At 44.2% G+C, this 19129-nt stretch carries 16 protein-coding genes; all 16 read right to left on the bottom strand.

Going from position 1 to position 19129, the window contains the following annotated elements; genetic code table 11:
* Positions 1-125: 125 nt before the first annotated feature.
* Entirely contained in the window at positions 126-1625 is a 1500-nt protein-coding gene (mltG, locus tag QZ169_RS09490; protein ID WP_295506626.1) for an endolytic transglycosylase MltG, read from the bottom strand.
* 50 nt (positions 1626-1675) lie between these two features.
* Complete coding sequence (locus tag QZ169_RS09485; RefSeq protein WP_002914532.1) at positions 1676-2191, bottom strand: GNAT family N-acetyltransferase; 516 nt, start codon at positions 2189-2191, stop codon at positions 1676-1678.
* A complete protein-coding gene (locus QZ169_RS09480; protein ID WP_295506623.1) occupies positions 2191-2703 on the bottom strand; it encodes a GNAT family N-acetyltransferase in 513 nt (170 codons plus the stop codon). Before QZ169_RS09480 ends, QZ169_RS09485 begins: the two co-directional genes overlap by 1 nt.
* An 11-nt stretch (positions 2704-2714) precedes the next feature.
* Positions 2715-4049, bottom strand: a complete 1335-nt coding sequence (murC, locus tag QZ169_RS09475) for a UDP-N-acetylmuramate--L-alanine ligase (RefSeq protein WP_295506621.1) — start codon at positions 4047-4049, stop codon at positions 2715-2717.
* A 281-nt stretch (positions 4050-4330) separates the two neighbouring features.
* Positions 4331-4990, bottom strand: coding sequence for a cystathionine gamma-synthase (locus tag QZ169_RS09470; RefSeq protein ID WP_295506620.1), 660 nt, complete (start codon positions 4988-4990; stop codon positions 4331-4333).
* Between the two features lie 54 nt (positions 4991-5044).
* On the bottom strand, positions 5045-8146 hold the full coding sequence (locus tag QZ169_RS09465; protein WP_295506619.1) for a DEAD/DEAH box helicase: 3102 nt from the start codon (positions 8144-8146) through the stop codon (positions 5045-5047).
* A 127-nt stretch (positions 8147-8273) separates the two neighbouring features.
* The gene (gene der / locus QZ169_RS09460) at positions 8274-9584 is read right to left on the bottom strand and encodes a ribosome biogenesis GTPase Der (RefSeq protein ID WP_009659134.1); all 1311 of its coding nucleotides are present in this window, start codon (positions 9582-9584) and stop codon (positions 8274-8276) included.
* A 42-nt stretch (positions 9585-9626) separates the two neighbouring features.
* Positions 9627-10343 carry an NADPH-dependent oxidoreductase gene (locus QZ169_RS09455; RefSeq protein ID WP_295506617.1) on the bottom strand — a complete coding sequence of 239 codons (717 nt, stop codon included), beginning with the start codon at positions 10341-10343 and terminating at the stop codon, positions 9627-9629.
* On the bottom strand, positions 10340-11236 hold the full coding sequence (gene dnaI / locus QZ169_RS09450) for a primosomal protein DnaI (protein ID WP_295506616.1): 897 nt from the start codon (positions 11234-11236) through the stop codon (positions 10340-10342). The genes QZ169_RS09455 and dnaI overlap by 4 nt, the downstream gene beginning before the upstream one ends.
* Positions 11237-12397 carry a DnaD domain protein gene (locus QZ169_RS09445; protein WP_295506614.1) on the bottom strand — a complete coding sequence of 387 codons (1161 nt, stop codon included), beginning with the start codon at positions 12395-12397 and terminating at the stop codon, positions 11237-11239. It lies immediately after the preceding gene.
* Positions 12398-12871: a transcriptional regulator NrdR gene (gene nrdR / locus QZ169_RS09440; RefSeq protein ID WP_002894570.1), complete on the bottom strand. Its 474-nt coding sequence runs from the start codon at positions 12869-12871 to the stop codon at positions 12398-12400.
* A 170-nt stretch (positions 12872-13041) separates the two neighbouring features.
* The gene (locus QZ169_RS09435) at positions 13042-13857 is read right to left on the bottom strand and encodes an endonuclease/exonuclease/phosphatase family protein (RefSeq protein WP_295506612.1); all 816 of its coding nucleotides are present in this window, start codon (positions 13855-13857) and stop codon (positions 13042-13044) included.
* A gap of 17 nt (positions 13858-13874) precedes the next feature.
* Entirely contained in the window at positions 13875-16070 is a 2196-nt protein-coding gene (locus tag QZ169_RS09430) for a PTS transporter subunit IIBC (protein WP_295506611.1), read from the bottom strand.
* A gap of 291 nt (positions 16071-16361) precedes the next feature.
* Positions 16362-17051 (bottom strand): response regulator transcription factor, encoded by a 690-nt coding sequence (locus tag QZ169_RS09425; RefSeq protein WP_061602877.1) that lies wholly within the window; start codon positions 17049-17051, stop codon positions 16362-16364.
* 9 nt (positions 17052-17060) lie between these two features.
* Positions 17061-18485, bottom strand: coding sequence for an NADP-dependent phosphogluconate dehydrogenase (gene gndA, locus QZ169_RS09420; protein ID WP_295506609.1), 1425 nt, complete (start codon positions 18483-18485; stop codon positions 17061-17063).
* Between the two features lie 186 nt (positions 18486-18671).
* Positions 18672-18815 (bottom strand): type II toxin-antitoxin system RelE/ParE family toxin, encoded by a 144-nt coding sequence (locus tag QZ169_RS09415; protein WP_295506607.1) that lies wholly within the window; start codon positions 18813-18815, stop codon positions 18672-18674.
* Between the last annotated feature and the right edge of the window lie 314 nt (positions 18816-19129).

The following is a 19129-nucleotide window of genomic DNA, read 5'->3' as shown; positions in this document are numbered from 1 at the left end:
TTCTTTTATTTTAAAACTAAAACAAGAGGCTGAGACAAGTCTGTATCAGTCCCTTTTTTATATAGCAGGACCGAGAAAGCTAGAACAAAATGCGCTAGCTTTCTCTCGTCTGCAATGACAGCAGTCTAATTAGAACTGCTGCTGGATTGAGTGAGCTTGCTGTTGACATGCTCCTCAACATTTTTAGCGTGTTCCTCATAAGTATTGGCGAAGTAAACAGCGCCTGTTTCAACATTTGCCACAAAGTAGAGGTAGTCCGTCTTACTTGGATTAATGGTAGCTTCCAAAGCTGACAGGCTTGGACTATCAACTGGCCCAGGCATAAGCCCTTCTTTTTTATAGACATTGAAAGGCGAGTCGATATTGGTATCAATCTCAGCGTCCTCTTTCAGAGTCGTTTTCTTTCCTAGCTTGCCTTGAGCATAAAGGATAGCGATATTACTCTGAAGCGGCATCGCTTGATTGAGACGATTGTAAAATACACTGGCAATATCTTTACGGTCCTGGTCTGTCGAACCTTCTTTTTCCACCAAAGAAGCAAGTGTCAGAACTTCATTAACCGTTAGGTTCTTCGCTTCGATAGTAGAGTAGTAAGAAGACAGATTGGTATTCATAGCGCCCAACATCTGGTCAATCAAGCTTTCCAAATCCGCATCCTCACCATAGTTATAAGTGGCAGGGAAGAGGTAACCTTCTAAGCGATACTTGACTCCGCTGTCCTTGCTTGGCAAAGTGCTCAGCAGCTGTGGATACTTAGCCGCCATCTTGGAAATGAAAGCTTCATCCTGCACCTTAGCTAGGAAATCGTCCTTGCTAAAAGGTGTCTTACTAGTCTTCTTAGAAGTTGCAGCTGCATTAACCGTCACAGCCTCTGCAATCTGCTCCAGTGTATAGCCTTCAGGAATAGTAACCTTACCAACAACTGGTGGTTGCGGTGTATCTGTTCCACCTTCCTGAAGCTGCCGAGCAATGGTATCTAGGTCCATACTCTTCTGGAGATTGTAATAGCCAGACTGGTAATTGTTAAAGCTTTTAATCTTGGAATAGAGACTAAAAACTTGGGCATTTTTAATCAGCCCCTTTTTCTCGAGGATTTCCCCAATCTGTTTAGAGCTTGAGCCTTCTGGAACTTCAACCGTCACATACTCTGTTGCGTTTGCATCAACAGGTTTAAGAGCTGAAGATACATAAGTATAGCCGACAACTCCTGTGACCACAAGTCCCAGCAGGACAATCAGCAGAACCGTTGTCATAATTCTGCGGGCTAATGTATTTTGGCGTTTTTTCTTGACCGTGTTGTTAGCCCGATTAGCCCGAGATAGGACCTCATTGGGCTTCTTATCTTCCTCATCCACTCGGCCATAGACCTGAGGGTGAGCCTTTTCATTCTCTGCAACCTTGTAGGAAACATCTACCGAAGCCGGTCTAGCTTCAAAGTCCTCCGCAGCTACTGTTTCTTTTGCAGAAGCAGAGTCCGCTTCTGACTGGCTAGTTGAAGAGGGAGTTTGTTCTTCCTTTTCTCCAGCTAAGTCTTTCAAAATCTGCTCTTTAAAGCTCAGATTCTTCTCTTTGTCTTGTGATTTTTCAGTCAAAAATTTGACCTCCTTCATCATAATCCCTAACATTATATCTTAAAAGTCAGATAAATGCAATAAGAGTAGGATTTTCTAGCTTATTATTGGTTTTTTTGCAGTTTGAGACTAGGATTTTCCCAGACCATATCAAACCAAGTAGCACCTGCGTAAGTTGATTGTGACAAACCTTCATTTACAAAGGCATGCTTCTCGTAGTAAGCGGTGAGATAGTCGTGGCAGGTCAGATTGATGCCGTGGCGTTCATCTGCTATAGCAATCTCTTTCATAGCTTGCAGTAGCTTGCGGCCGACTCCCATCCCCTGAGCATCTTTCGAGATAGAAAGGCTGGTCAGAGAGATAAAGCCACCGTCCAGATGACCATAATCTTCAATCTCCTCTGTAAAGGAAATATCCTTTAAATAACGTTCTGGACGGACAGGTCCCTCCAGATATCCCAAAATCTTACCATCCTTTTCCGCTACCAAAAAAGTCGAAGATAGGGTTTGGATATGTGCTGCTAGACTTTCTCGGCTAACAGCCTCTTCTGGACTGAAATTTTCCAATTCGATAGCATTAATGGCATCTAAGTCAGCCATTTGAGCTTGACGGATAATCATCACTTCTCCTTAAAATTGGGATTTTCCCACACCATATCAGACCAAACAGCCCCACCATGAGTTGAGTCAGAAATCCCTTCGTAGACGAAACCATTCATCTCATAATAAGGTATCAGCTCATCATGACAGGTTAGGCTAATGCCCTGTCGATTTTGCTGAACAGCTGTCTCCTTGAGAGCTGCAAGCAATAAGGTTCCGACCCCCTGCCTCTGAAAATCAGGATGGACGGACAGACTTTGGACGGCAATGAAGCCACCTTCAGGAGGATTAGCACTCACCTTACTAAAGAGATCATCTGTCAGATATCGCGCCTGAATAGCTGGTCCAACAATATAGCCCGCCAGCTGGCCATGTAGCTCCGCTAGCAAAAAAGTATCTGGAATCTGCTCAATCCGTTCTTTGAGAACTTCTGAACTGGCTGCTTCTGCTGCTGGAAAATTTAGCTTCTCAATTGCAAGAATTTCTTCCCAGTCGCTCAATTCAGCCTGCCTGATTCGAATCGGTGCTTCCATCAAGTCTCCTTCTACTGAACGTTGCTGGTCAGATTGGACAGGAGACGTTCAAAGGAATATTCATAGGTCTGGATGTCACCAGCTCCCATAAAGACATAAACGGCATTATCGTGGTCAAGAAGCGGAGAAACATTATCCACGTCAATAACCTTGGCCCGCTTCACAATCTTTTCAGCCAGATCTTCGACCTTAACATCGCCATTGTCCACCTCACGCGCAGAACCGTAAATCTGAGCTAAATAGACTGAGTCAGCCTGATTTAGGGCTTCCGCAAATTCGTCCAAGAGAGCAATGGTCCGAGTGAAGGTGTGCGGCTGAAAGATTGCCACGATTTCCTTGCTTGGATACTTCTGACGGGCTGCATCCAGGGTCGCAATAATTTCCGTCGGATGGTGAGCAAAGTCATCAATGATAACTGTTTCGTTGACAATCTTTTCAGTGAAACGGCGCTTAACTCCGCCAAAAGTCTTGAGGTGTTCCCGAACTAGATCCAAATCAAGACCTGCAGTGTACAAGAGACCGATGACTGCTGTCGCATTCATAATGTTGTGGCGACCAAAGCTTGGAATTTGGAACTCACCCAGCTCTTGCCCGCGGAAAGAAACTTTAAATCCTGAACCGCTGGTAGAACGCAAGAGGTCGTGAGCAACAAAGTCATTGCCCTCTTCCTTGAAGCCATAGTAGTAAATCGGAGCCTTGGACGTAATCCGGCGCAGCTGCTCATCTTCTCCATAAATGAAGAGTCCTTTGGTAATCTGCTTGGCATAGTCATTGAAAGCGTTAAAGACATCTTCCAGACTCGTGAAATAATCCGGATGGTCAAAGTCGATATTGGTAATAATCGAATATTCCGGATGATAAGGCATGAAATGACGCTCGTACTCGTCTGACTCAAAGACAAAGTACTTGGCATTGGCAGAACCGCGGCCTGTACCATCTCCAATCAGATAGCTAGTATCCGTGATATTGGAGAGAACGTGGGAAAGAATCCCCGTTGTAGAGGTCTTCCCGTGGGCACCAGCCACTCCCAAGCTGACAAAGTCACGCATAAAGCCACCTAAAAACTCATGGTAGCGTTTATAGCCAATACCGTTTGCGTCTGCATAGGCAATTTCTACATTGTTATCTGGACGAAAGGCATTGCCAGCAATGATTTCGAAGTCTGGCTGGATATTCTTTTCATCAAAAGGCAGGATGGAAATGCCAGCCTGCTCCAGACCGCGCTGAGTGAAATAATATTTATCAACATCACTGCCCTGAACCTTATGGCCCATCTGGTGCAGCATCAAAGCCAAAGCGCTCATACCAGAGCCCTTAATCCCGATAAAATGATAGGTTTTCGTCATGATTACTCCTTAAGATACAAGGCCATAAAAGCAAGTCCAAAGAGGAAAATCTCCGCAGACCCTAATCAGCCCGCAGGGATTTTCTTTCTTTACAAACTTTTAGGCACCACCAAAACACCAAAGAAGCCGGACCAATCAGTAAGTCCCAGCTTCTAGCATCGGTCTTCTTCAACCGATGACGGATGTTATATGCAGATAGATTTTACATTTACATAATCAACTAGCAATTTTCCTTTATACATCAGAAAACTGCAGGCAGAAAAGACTCGAGCAAACCAGCTTTATTCGCTGTCCAAGCCTGTCAAGTTCAGTTCCTGAGCCTTGGAATGCTTCAACTGCTCTTCCTTAGCTTTATCCTGATTATAGATCTGACTGGTTTTTAAAAAATCATAATTGTTCTTCTTAGGCTTTTCTTCCAGCTCCTGCGGCTGAGGGCTATACTCAGGCTGAATATCTGCCAAAATATAGTTATCCTGCTGAAGCCTGTCGCCAAACTTCGTAAATTCCCCCGATGTATTCTTCTGAAAAGGGGCAGTTGGCTTCGGTCTTTCCGCATTAGAAGCTGTTGGAAGCTTTCTGCTGCGGACCTTAGTCGGAAGGTCGCTGGTCAGATAAGGCGCTGAACGCTTCTTTTTCAAATCAGCCCGAGCTTCCTCGCGTGCCTGCTCAGCATAACGAATGGCCGGATTTTTCTTATCAATCGGCTTTTTAAAATCCTTGAAAGCAGACTGCTTTTGCAGCGGTCTTCTGATAGCCTGACTGGCAGCGATGGGAGCATGCCTGTTGGAGTCCACAATCGGCATCCATTCCAAATAATTACGGTCTGTATAGTCTCCGGTAATGTTGCTAATGAGATCTAGTTCATCATAAAGATTCATATGCGGCATTTCCGTCAGCATGATTTCATCATCTGACACCAGAGGAAATTGTTTATCAGTCATATCTTTTTCCTTTCAACCCTTCATTATTATAAACTATTCAGGCTATTTTTCAAACTATTCTGCCGAAATTCCCAGAATTTCTCGAATTTCCTCCACAGAGAGACTGGATTTGGCTTCTACTCCATCCAGAATAGTCGAAACCAGATTGCGCTTGCTCTCCTGCAGCTCCTGTATCTTCTCCTCAATCGTACCACGTGTAATCATCCGATAGACTTCGACATTGCGCTCCTGACCGATACGGTGGGCACGGCCGATGGCCTGGGCCTCAACCGCTGGATTCCACCAGAGGTCAACCAAGATGACTGTGTCTGCACCAGTCAGATTGAGACCAACACCTCCAGCCTTGAGGGAGATTAGAAAGGCCGAGCGCTGACCATCATTAAAGGCTGTTGTCATGTCCTGACGCTCCTTGGCCGGAGTAGAGCCAGTAATCTTAAAGGACTCCATGCCCATCTTGTTCAGCTCACTCTCGATAATATCCAGCATACCACGAAATTGTGAAAATATGAGGACACGATGATTACCATCTTGTATCTGTTCAAGTAATTCCCGCAAACTTTCCAGCTTACCGCTCTCGCCCTCGTAATCTTCCATAAACAGCTTCGGAGTGTCACAGATCTGGCGGAGACGCATAAGACCTGACAGAATCTCTATCTTGCTGCGATTGATTTCATCTTCTGTCGCATGGATGATTCTGTCCTGCATCTGCTTGAGCAGAGCCAGATAAATGGTCTTCTGGCTATCTGCCAATTCATTGCGATAGGCAACTTCAATCAAATCAGGCAACTCCTGCAGCACATCTTCTTTCTTGCGCCGCATGACAAATGGTTTGATATAGCGGGCGACTTTATCTGCTGGCAGTTTTAAAAATTCCTTTTTGCTTGGCAAAAGTCCTGGCATGACAATCTGGAAAATAGACCAAAGTTCTCCCAGATTATTCTCAATCGGCGTCCCAGAAAGGGCATAAGTATGCTCCACTTCAAAATCCCGCAAATACTGGGCAATCTTGGTCTGGTCATTCTTCATGACCTGAGCCTCATCCAAAATCAGATACTGGAAGTGATTGTCCCGGTATTCTTCCACATCCTGCCTGAAGGAAGCATAGCTGGTAATGGTAATCTGATGCTTCTCCGCTATCAGCTCATCACGAACATTTTTCAGACCATACACCACCGCCACATCCAAATGCGGAGCAAATTTAGCAAACTCATCGCTCCAGTTGTAAATCAGGCTAGATGGTGCCAAGATTAAGACTTTCTTAGAATCATCTATACGCGAACTCAGAAAAGAAATCGTCTGCAGAGTCTTCCCCAGTCCCATATCGTCAGCCAGGATGCCACCGAAACCATACTTATCCAGCATGGATAGCCACTTGACACCCGTCTCTTGGTAATCCCGAAGGTCAGCCTTGACTTGCAGCTCAGGAAGAGGGAATTCCTCTGGGTGAATCAGGTCAAAGGCCAGTTGCTGCACATCTTTTGAAAACTGTACTCTATCCTTGCCCTTGAAAAACTCTGCCAGTTGGTAAGCTGCTAGACTGCTGGTCTGAATGAAGCCATTTTTAGTCCGCTTACTCCGCAGCTGCTGCAAAGTCCGGCTCATCTCCTTGGTCTCTTCATCGAAAATCAAGACTTGCCCAGACTTACTGATAAAGAAGTCCTGCTCCTTAAAGAGCGAATCAAGCACTGCGTCTATCTCTGACTGCGCAATGCCGGCAAAATCGAAACCAACATCCAAGAAGCCGCCCTTCATCTTGACAGTGATCCTTGGACTTTCTGTCTGTGCCAGCGCCTCTAGCTCTTCTGTCATGCTGACCTGGCCCAAAGCCTCAAAGTTAGGGATGACTTCAGAGAAGAAATGATAAATTTCTTCTGGTTTCAGAGGCGGTCGCTGGCTGTAAAAGTCTGCCACAAAACCTGCCTGCAGCATTTGCTTAAAGACTTGCTGCTCATGCTCAAAATTACCCGCAAAAGGCAGACGTTCCAAATCTTTGCGAGTCGTCACTTTCCTGTCTCCATAGTCAAAGACAGTATCCAAAATCAGACGCCTGTCAGGACCGATGTCAAAGTCAAACTTGGCTGTAAAGTCATGAATCATCATACTTTCAGGTGCTTCTACCCGGCCAACCTTTTTAAACTCAGACAGACTGGAAGCCAGCTTCGTTCTCTCCGACAAGTCGAATTGCAGGCGCTTCAACCGATCATGCTCTATCGGCAGCTCCCGTAAAGCCTTCATCAGTCTAATCTGCTGAGGATTTAGCTGGTAGAAAGTATCTCCATAAAAGATAAACTGGCCATCATAAAGCATCTTATAATTCTTCTCAGCAATGACTAGCTCAAAATGCTCTTCATGCTCTTCCACTTGGAAAGTATAAACTTCTGCCTCTTCATGTAAATCTTGGAAAAAGACTTCACTGTAGTCGTAAAGGCTGTACTCTAAGCGGAAAGAAGACAGATTCATCAGGAAGATAACTCCCTCTTCAAAGATGCTGGCTGGGAAGAAAAGATTGCGCCCAGCATTTGGGAAAATCAAAGAGGAATCTTGCCCCTGATAGTCGGGCACCAGCCCCTGCAGGAAAACGAGCAAATCTTGACTGGCTTCATCAAAATCCTCCAAATGAATAGCCTCATAGTAACTCTTACCAATCTGATAATGCCCGCCCTTTTCCAAGGTCCGAAGGAAGGAAAGAACGTCTCGGACAACATAAGAGCGCTCGTCCGGCAAGCGACTGATCCGGAGACTCCAGAGAAACTGTCCTGTATAAGAGTCCTCCTGACCAGTAGCCGAGAGCTCATAACGAACCTGTTGTTCGGATTTCTCCGGCAAGACCTTATCCAAGAACAAGCTTCCGAAAGAAACCAGCTCTTGGGTCTCCTGACTGGTCAACTCCTCCTCTTCCATACTCTTTAGCACATCTTTTCCCGATGGGGCATTTTTCAGATAATACTCCAAGGCTGCCAGATGGGCACAATATTTTTTCTTCTGGAAAAAATCGCAATAACAAAAGATGACATCATCATCCAAGCTATAGCGCAGATTGCACTCGTCCACACGAGCATATAAAAGAGAATCACTGACCTCAAGGATTACTACCTTATTGTTTTCAACCAGGGTAATTCCTTCTGTCCGAATCTTACCAGGAATTAATTTTGCCATAATTACCACCTTACATTTATCTCCCCATTATACCACACTTTCGATATAAAAAAAGAAAAGCAAGCTCTTATGCTTACTTTCATTTTTACATATAAACGTATGTTTGTCAAATTGCTGTTTTCAAACTCTACTTCCGCTTCCTTGCAATCAAGTGAATCGGGGTTCCTTCAAAGATAAAGGCCTTGCGGATTTGATTTTCCAAGAAACGCAGGTAAGAGAAGTGCATGAGTTCTTCTTCGTTGACAAAGATGACAAAGGTCGGAGGTTTAGTTGCTACCTGAGTCGCATAAAAAATCTTGAGGCGTTTGCCCTTGTCGGTCGGTGTCGGATTAATCGCGATGGCATCCATGATAACGTCATTGAGCACTGCTGACGGAATGCGGGTATTCTGACTCTGACTGATTTGCTTAATCATATCCGGCAGCTTATGGAGACGCTGCTTGGTCAGGGCAGAGACAAAAATAATCGGTGCATAAGACAGGTATTGGAACTGGTCTCGGATATCCTCTTCCCAGTCTTTCATGGTATGGTTATCTTTTTCCAGCGTATCCCACTTATTAACAACGATAACAATACCTTTTCCTGCTTCATGGGCAAAGCCAGCAATTCGCTTGTCGTACTCACGAATTCCTTCTTCAGCATTCAGCACCATGAGAACGACATCTGAGCGATCGATCGCCCGCATAGCCCGCATGACAGAGTATTTTTCCGTATTTTCATAGACCTTGCCTGACTTGCGCATACCAGCCGTATCGATCATGGTAAATTCCTGACCTTCACTGTCTGTAAAGACCGTATCAATAGCGTCACGCGTTGTACCAGCCACTGGACTAGCAATGACTCGGTCTTCCCCCAAGATGGCATTGATCAAGCTAGACTTGCCGACATTAGGACGGCCAATCAAGCTAAACTTAATCATATCAGGATTTTCAGCCACTTCTTCATTTGGCAGATTTTCAACGATCGCATCAAGAACATCCCCTGTACCAATCCCGTGAACTGAGGAAACTGGGAATGGATCACCCAAGCCCAACGCATAGAAATCAAAAATCTCATTGCGCATTTCAGGATTATCCACCTTATTGACCGCTAAGATAATCGGCTTATGGGTCTTGTAGAGCATGCGAGCTACATACTCGTCCGCATCCGTGATACCTTCCTTGCCAGACACGACAAAAACGATGACATCCGCTTCGTCCATGGCAATCTCAGCTTGGTGCTTGATTTGCTCCATAAAAGGTGCATCAACATCGTCAATTCCGCCCGTATCAATAATACTGAACTTGCGGTTGAGCCAGTTTGCGGTCGCATAGATTCGGTCGCGTGTCACCCCTTCGACATCTTCCACAATGGAAATCCGCTCACCGGCAATCCGATTGAAGAGCGTTGACTTGCCGACATTGGGACGGCCGACAATGGCAATAGTTGGTAAGGCCATGTTTTTCCTCTTTCATTCTTTAGGACAGAGCCAAACTCCGTCCTATTTTTCTAATTTCTTTTCTTTGAACAATTGGTCAATAGCTTGATTAGGCTCCTGACCAAATTGGGCAGCTAGGCGCTGACTCCAGGTTTCCTTAGCTCGCTCGCCAGCATATTCAGTCTGTACGCGGTCATAGGCTTGGATAGTTGAACAATCCTGTTCACGATATTCTTCCTCAAAGACCACTGCTTCATAAGGCAGGCGTGGCTTGACTGCATGGTTCTGGTTGGGAGTTCCCAGAGCAATCCCAAAGACCGGATAAGTGTAGTCCGGCAGCTTGAAAAGCTCAGCTATTTGACTAGCAGCATAACGAACCAGTCCAATGATTACCCCACCATAACCCAAACTTTCAGCTGCTAACAGGGTATTTTGCCCCGCCAAAGCGGCATCTACTGAGCTAATCAGGAGATTTTCTGTTCCCTCAGGATAAAAGTCTTCCGTATTCAATTGAACGCCCTTTTGAGCTCGATTGAGGTCGCCAACAAAAAGCAGGAAGGCCGAAGACTGCCGAATGGCTTCTTGGGGCACTAGGTCAAAGAGAGCTTCTTTTTTCTCTTTGCTTCGCACCACAATGATAGAGTAGGACTGGAAATTCTTCCAGCTGGACGCAGCCCGCCCAGCATCAATGATGGCACGTAATTCCTTATCAGAAATCTGCTCCTCCGTAAAGCGGCGAACAGACGTATGAGCTTTCATCAAGTTAATTGTTTCATTCATCGGCGGTTCTCTCCTTCTAGGAGTACCTCCTGAGCCAGAAACTTAATTCGCTCCATAACCCGCTTGGCCTGCCAAGTCTCATCGCCATTCTTAGAGTTAGCAAAGTGGCGCTCCAAGTCCGTAAAACTAAAGTTAGAAGTAAAGAAAGTTGGCAGATTTTCCTGCATACGGTGCTGGAGAATGACCTGCAAAATCTCATCGCGCATCCAGGGGCTAGACTGCTCTGCACCGATATCGTCCAAAATCAGCACTTGAGCTGTCTTAACCTGATCAATCTTCTCCTTGACCAAGCCGGAACTGATAGCATTCTTAACATCCAAAACAAAGCTTGGGTAATGAACTAGAGTAGTTGAAGCCCCTCGCTCTACTGATAATTCATGAGCTAAAGCAGCCATCAAATAACTTTTCCCAATACCAAAATCTCCATAGAGATAAACAGCCTTTTGATAATTAGGATAAGCAGCGACAAAATTAGCCAATCGTTCAAAAATTTCATCACGATTCTTTTTTAAGTCAATTTGACTGAAACTCGCATCTTTAAGACTAGAAGGTAGATTAATTAAATTGATCCGTTCTTTAATATTTTTCAACTTTTCCTGCTCAATCAACTCAAGTGTCTCTTCATAGGCAACATCCGCATAGCCTTCATTTTTCACCAAGATTGGCTTATAACCCTTGGCAATATAGGTCTCGTCCCCCAGCAAAAAGCGATTGCGCTCTGTAATATACTGGTTAAACTTGGAGACACTGCGCTGAATCTCAGCTTGGGTCAGCTTTTCCTGCTGGATAAAGGCTGCCACATCTGGGTCCGCCATGATTTGCTTGACCAGCTCCTGATAGTCAAAATGCCGCACCCTGTTCCTATGAGGTATATTCTGTCCTATTTTATCCATTTAAGCGCCACCCGAACCCTTTCTAATTTTTTCTAAAAGCTTGCGTCTTTTCTCTTCTAATTTTGCTTGTTGCTCAGGAGTAGTATCATCTTTATAGTCAGGATTACTCCAGATTGGCACATTGCTTTTAGCAGAAGCTGAGCTGACTTGCGCAGGACGATTATTCGTCTGCTGGTTGCGCTCACGGATTTTCAAGACAGCTTCCTCAGCTGTCGTCACCTTTTGATAAGAAAAATCATTGGCTACCTTAAGGGCATACTTTTCATTGAGATTGGCTGAATCTACCTTATTAAAGGTCAAGAGCAAGATTACGTTGATAACCTCGTCCAAAAGACCTAATTCAGCTAAATCCAGCAAAAGCTTTCTCTCCGTCCGCGTAATAGCAGCCTGACGGGTTTTTTTGATTTCTGCCAGGAAGACCATTGGTGATGTTCGCTTCGCTTCTTGGATAATAGACTGCTCCTGCTTAGAAAACTGACCTTCTGCCGGCTTCTGAGCTAACTTTTGCTTCATCCGCTTGGTAGAAATGACCTGAGAAACAGCAGTTTCTCTCGCCAAGACATAGGTCTCGTACCAAGTCCACTTTTTCTGCTCAGCAATTGCAAACAATTCTAATAAATCTTCTTTTTCATTGGCAAAGCGAAGATTGTCCTGAGCCATCCGTTGCTTGAAATACTCCAAGTCAAAATCATTGGCCTTTCGCACTGCCCTTGGCTGCTCAGCTTCCATACCAAACACCTGCATAAAAGACTTAACCAATTTCTCTCCACTAGGATTTTTTGGTCGCAGGGCATCTGCAGCAGCTTCGCCGATTTTCTTTTCCAAGAGCCGGCTGTACACATTATGGCTGAAAAATTCCTCCGCCGTTAAGGTCGGGTGGAGTTGAATCAGATAAAGGTCATCTGTTTGATAAAGGTCAACTAGCTTAATCGCCGCTAAACGCTCAAAACTTTCTTCCAAAATATTAAGTCCAAAATCTAAATGATTGAGAATCTGACTGAAGAGGTGCTGCTTTTGCCCATTATCCCCAAAAGACAGCAGATAAAGATAAAGTGTTACCGCTTCTCTCCCCAGAATCGGCAGATAGAGCTTGGTCAAGATAGCAATATCTGGGCTGACTGCATTATTACGCAAGAAAGAAAACTGATGGTTTGGTTTCATTTATTTGTCCTTTTTCTTCTTGGACCCCTTGGTAATCTGCTTGAGCAGGCTTTCTAGCTCTCCCACATCCTTGAAACTCCGATAAACACTGGCGAAACGAACGTAGGTGATTTCATCCAGCTCGGCCAGTTCATCCATGACTAAGGATCCAATATACTCACTATTGATTTCATTGTCGCTCTGACTGCGGACTTTTTGCTCGATTCGGTTGACAATCTCCTCTATTTCATCACTAGATACCGGCCGCTTTTGCGCCGAGCGAATAATACCGTTAAAAATCTTATCCCGAGAAAATTGCTCGCGTGTCCCGTCCTTTTTGACAACTACTAGGGTTCTCTCTTCGACGCGCTCGTAGGTCGTGAAGCGGTGCTGACATTCCTCACACTCACGGCGGCGGCGGATCGTATTTCCATCTTCTGCCTGTCTGCTATCAACTACACTTGATTTATTCCCACCACATTTCGGACAACGCATACCATTTCCTCCTAAAATCCTAATACTTCATTATAACACGTTTTCAAGAATAACAAAAGACAGCCGTTTGGGGTGCAACATTTCACCATTTTACATTAAACATGTGTTTATCAAAAAGAAAAAGCGAGGCAAATCTGCCGCTTTCACAGTCTTGCCTCATCTTTTTACTATTATAAAGTCACTTGCACTTCTAAACCAAAGTGGTCACTGACAACAGGTGTTTCTTTTCCGTCAAAAACGACAGCGGAGCGCTCAACGTCCATCCCTTGACTAGTGAAAACATAATCAATCTTCAGAGCATGTTTATTATCATCCCAGCCTGCGATAGTCCCTTCTACTGTCGCCTCTCCGCTAGCTTCTTTTGCAACGGTATGACTATCCTGCAGCTTCAGCGGACTAGCTAAGATGGTCTGGTAGCCTTGCTGACCGACCGGATTGTTGAAATCACCCATGAGGACCAGAGGAGTTTCTGCTTTTAGCAGCTCTGCTTCAAGCTTAGGCCATTCCCCCTGAAAGCCTTTGTCCCACCAAGACAGATGGCAGGAGGCAATTGTCAGCAATTGACCTTCTACCTCAGTCTCAGCTAGCAAGACCTTGCGGGTATGGTAATCCCTAGGATCATTAGCCTCTGATACCAGAACTTCTCTAGGAGTCATAGGATTTCTAGATAGGATTGCCACTCCTTCGTTGTAAATATCAAATCCAATATGATTATAGGCCCAGGACCAATGATAGTCCAGTCCTGCCTCAGCCAACTTTTCTACCAGACATAGAGCAAAGTTGTCTTGATGAATCGCAATCGCTCCTTCAACCGCCTGATAGAAAGGAGCCTGAACAACCTGTTCAGACTCCGTTAATTGATTGACTTCCTGCAGGCAAATGACATCATATTTTTCTTGAAGAATGCTCTCTACCAACTGATTAAGCTTGGTTTCTTGCTCTTCTTCCATCCAACTATGAGTATTTAATGTCAGGAATTTTGCCATGATTTCTCTTTTCTATATTACAATTCAACCTTCGCAACAACTGTCTTAGAAGATGCTTGACCAAGTTTTTCTACAGTTACAGACTTGATGGCTGCTGCATTGGTGAAGACTACGATTGTTGAAGTTTCACGTCCTGCTTCTTTGATTGCTTCCAAGTCAGCCGTTACAAGAAGATCTCCAGCTGCAACTTTTTGACCCTCTGAAACATGAACCTCGAATGGTTTACCTTCAAGGCTAACAGTTTCCAAACCAATATGTACTAAAACTTCTAGGCCGTTATCTGTCACAAGACCGATAGCATGCTTGCTAGGGAAGACGCTAGTTACTGTACCAGCAACTGGTGAATAAATCTTACCATTTTCTGGCTCAACTGCAAATCCATCACCCATCATTTTTTGTGAGAAGACTGGATCTTTAACATCTGCCAAGTCAATGACTTGACCGTCCGCAACAGTTTCAACTTCCTCAGTCACACCTTTGTAAGTAACTTCGGCAGCTGCTGATTCTGCTTTTTGGCTAGGAAGTGTTTCAGGAATCACTTCACCAGAATCCAACAAGTCTTGAATATCCGATTTAAGAACGTCAGCTTTTGGTCCGTAGATAGCTTGAACACCTTGGCCCTTCATAACCAAGCCCATAGCGCCTTCTGCTTTCCACTGTTCTTCTGTTCCAACTTTTTCAGCATCTTTGACAGTCACACGCAGACGAGTCATACATGCATCTACATCTACGATGTTAGCGCGACCACCCAGAAGGTTGATAACATTTACTGCTTGAGATGCTTCAGCAGCAACTTTACCACCAGTTGACTCTGATGAAGAAGCTTCATCTGAACCGTCTGCTGTTTCATAGTTACCGTTACGTCCTGGAGTTGCATAGTTGAACTTCTTGATCATGAAGTTAGAAATGAGGTACATCACAACACCAAATAGGATCGTTACCCAGATGAAGTTGATGATATCCATTCCTAAGCCAGCATTGATGGCCATAGGAGTACGGGTCAAGAATTCGATAGAACCGAATGAGTGCACACGAAGGTTAACGATGTCAGCCATTGCAAACGCAGCACCTTGTACAAATGCATAAATGATATACAGCGGTGTTGCAACGAACATGAACATGTACTCGATTGGTTCAGTAACCCCTGTCAAGAAAGTTGCCAAAGCAGTCGCAATCATCATACCTTTGTATTTGTGCTTCTTGTCAGCATCCACATTGCGGTAGATAGCTGCTGCTACCCCCATAAGGATACCAAATGAACCAATCATCTGACCAACTTTGAAACGAGCTGGATGAACTGTATCAAGCAAGTGCTGGTAAGTAGAAGGATCAGCTGATTTAGTACCAACCAAGTCAGTTACCCAAGCCAACCACAGTGGATCTTGACCAGCTACAGTTGTTCCCGCACCAGAACCAGTAATAACGTGATAAACACCACCTAGTTCTGTGTAGTTCATTGGAATGGTCAACATGTGGTGCAAACCAAATGGAAGCAAGAGACGTTCCAAAGTACCATAGATGAATGGTGCCAAAACTGGTGCAGTATCTTGTGAATTAGCAATCCAAATACCAAAGCTGTTGATACCTGATTGAACAACTGGCCATACAAATGACAAAACAATTGCTACGATTACTGAGCGCAAGATGACAACGAAAGGTACAAAACGCTTACCATTGAAGAATGACAAGGCATCTGGCAATTTACGGAAATTATAGTATTTGTTATAAGCTGTCGCTCCAACAAAACCAGCGATAATTCCGACAAAGACACCCATGTTCAGAGCTGGTGACTCCAGAACACTGATGAAATAATCAGAAACCTTAATAGATGCACCAAACATTGTTTTAACTACAGCAGCCTTATCTGAGAGCATATCGCTGGTAACACCAAACATAACACCAGTGATACGGTTAATCAGGATAAAGGACAGACCTGCTGCGAAGGCACCGCCTGCGCGTTCTTTTGCCCAGCTTCCACCGATAGCCAAAGCAAAGAGGATATGCAGGTTACCAATAACCCCCCAACCAATCTGCTCTAAAACACCACCGGTAGTGACTAAAACACCTAGATTTGGATTAATCATCGGGATAGACTTACCGATACTAATCATCAGTCCTGCTGCCGGCATAACAGCAACGACCACCATCAAAGCTTTACCGAATTTTTGCCAAAATTCAAAGCTAAAAATGTTCTTGAATGAATCTTTCATCATTCAGACCTCCTTATATTTTTTGCAAACAAGTTCGCTTTATTATGAAATCGTTTGCATATCGATACATCTATTATAGCACGATTTTTTATTTTGTAAAGGCTTTTATAAAATTTTTTTCTCTTTTTTTGCACCTAAAATACTGTATTTTCTCTTCAAGAGTTACATTTTTGCTATATTTCAACGAAAACGATTGCACAGAATATCCAGAAAGTCCGCATTATTTCTCCTATCAATACTGTAACAAGCGCAAAAAAAACTCCGTCTCCTAAGGAGAACAGAGTCTTTAATTTTCTATTCTTGCATGGCATAACCAACACCGCGAACGGTTTTGATATAGCTTGGCTGCCCTTCCACATCAATTTTACTGCGCAGATAACGAATATAAACATCTACAACGTTAGTCTCCGTTGCACTCTCGTACTTCCAGACACGCTCCAGCAGTTGCTCACGGCTCATGACCTTATTGCTGCCCATCAGGGTTACCAGCAGATCGTACTCCCGCCGCGTCAGCGCAATGACTTCCTCACCGCGGTAAACCGTATGATTTTTAATATCCACTCGCAGATTGCGGTAAGAGGTCGGAATTTTCAAGAGGCTGCAGTGCTGGTCGATAAAGTCGCGTCCGCGGAAAATGATGGAGACGCGCTCCACTAAATCACTGATAATGAAAGGCTTGACCACGTAAGAAACGGCAAAATGCTGGATTGCCTCCTGCTGCTCCGCAATCTCCTCGCGACTAGCCAAAACGATAATAACCGAAGCTGGCTTAATCAAGCTCAGCTGCTTAGCAAAATCGCTGGCATTCATATCTTGAAGATCATAGTTGAGCAAGAGCAAGTCATAATCCACATCTTTAGCCAGAGACAATCCCTCTTGACCAGTCTCAGCTAAATCTACAAGAAAGCTTTCTTTTTGCAGTTCCAAACTTACAAATCGTGCAAGATTTTTTTCATTTTCTACTAGTAAAATTCGCTTTGCCATAGGCCTATCCTATTTTTCGTCGTACCAAGAATAGTGGTAGGTACCTTCTTTGTCTTTACGGTTGTATGTATGAGCACCAAAGTAATCACGCTGTGCCTGAATCAGATTAGCTGGCAGATTTTCCGCACGGTAGCTATCAAAGTAAGCAATGGCACTGGAGAAAGTTGGTACTGGTACACCTGCTTGCACAGCCAAGCTGACAACATCACGAACTGCCTGCTGATACTTAGCCGTAATATCCATGAAGTACTCATCCAGAAGCAGGTTGGCTAGGTCAGCATCACGGCTGTAAGCATCTGTAATCTTTTGCAAGAAACGAGCACGGATGATACAGCCGGCACGCCAGATAGAAGCAATCTCACCAAACGGCAGATTCCAGTTGTTTTCCTTAGAAGCTACACGCAATTGAGCAAAACCTTGAGCATAAGACATGATTTTTGAGAAGTAAAGAGCCTGGCGAATCTTTTCAATCAGCTCTGCCTTATCTCCTTCAAAGGTGAAAGCAGCTGGTTTTGGCAATACCTTGCTGGCTGCCACACGCTCATCTTTGTAGGTCGAAATATAACGCGCAAAGACTGATTCTGTAATCAATGGCAGTGGCACACCTAAATCCAGAGAAGATTGACTGGTCCACTTACCAGTTCCTTTATTACCAGCCGCATCCAGAATGTAGTCAACGATTGGACCAGCTTGACCTTCATCGTCCTTGCGTGTCAAGATATCCGCTGTAATCTCAATCAGATAGCTGTCCAGTTCACCTTTGTTCCACTCTGTGAAGATGTCAGCCATTTCACTAGCTGAAAGCCTCAGCAAGTGCTGCATCAGGTCATAACTCTCAGCGATAAGCTGCATATCTCCATATTCAATCCCGTTATGGACCATTTTTACATAGTGACCAGCGCCATCAGGACCGATATAGGTCACACATGGTGCACCGTCTTCAGGAGCTTTGGCAGAGATTTCTTCCAAGACATCTGCTACCAACTCATAAGCTTCTTTTTGACCGCCCGGCATGATAGACGGCCCTTCCAATGCGCCCTTTTCACCGCCAGAAACACCTGTACCGATGAAATTGATACCAGAGTTAGCTAACTCTTCATTGCGGCGAATGGTATCTTTGTAGAAAGTATTCCCACCATCAATCAGGATATCGCCCTTATCCAAGTGAGGGAGCAAGGCCTGAATAGTCGCATCTGTACCAGGACCAGCTTGAACCATCAGCATAATCCGACGTGGCTTTTCGATAGAGTTTACAAAAGACTCCACATCATAGCTTGGCACAAAGTTTTTCTCAGGATGAGAGGCAATGACGTCCTCTGTCTTATTTGCTGAGCGGTTATAGATGGCAACTGTATAACCACGAGATTCGATATTTAGGGCAAGGTTACGGCCCATAACAGCCATACCAACAACACCAAAATTTGCTTTAGTCATTATGTTCTCCTATAGTTTGTTTGTCTTATTTTATCATTTTTAAGCCTTAAAAGAAAGTATTAAGTCGGTGACGGATTGTGAGGGTGGATGGATAGAAAAACCAAGTACAGATTAACTGAACTTGGTTGAGGAGGGTGGACAGTAAAGAGCAAAGTAAGATGATCGATTTTTTAAAAGAACTTAGGTTCAATCCTGCCCTTTAAACCGATAGACTTCTGAACGCTTTCCTACATGAACATTCAGAATCACAAAATCTTCATCATCAACCTTTGCAATAATCCGATAAGAGCCTACTCGAAAGCGCACATAAACAGAGAGATTACCTGACAAATATTTTCCAGGCACCTTAGGGAAGTTGACATTTCATTCAATTCATCCGACAAACGGACTAAAGCTGGTAAAGACATGAAATTAATCTCTTTTTTATTACAATTCTTCAGTAGTTATATTTCACTGCAATGTAAAATAAAGACAAGTTGGATAGTTCGCTTACTTTATTCTTCAGACTGAAAATGACCTAAGTTGTGTTATCAAATTCCTTAGCTTATACCACTCTGAATTTTATTCCCCTGATACCTAAGAAGACAGAAGGTTATAATATTGTGAATCTCACAATCCGAATAATTATTAGAAAAATAATGTTT

It is taken from the genome of uncultured Streptococcus sp. (assembly GCF_905372115.1).
In the GTDB taxonomy this organism is placed as follows: domain Bacteria; phylum Bacillota; class Bacilli; order Lactobacillales; family Streptococcaceae; genus Streptococcus.
The sequence above is the reverse complement of the archived record's forward strand: the minus strand, read 5'-3'. Positions and strand labels throughout refer to the sequence as shown.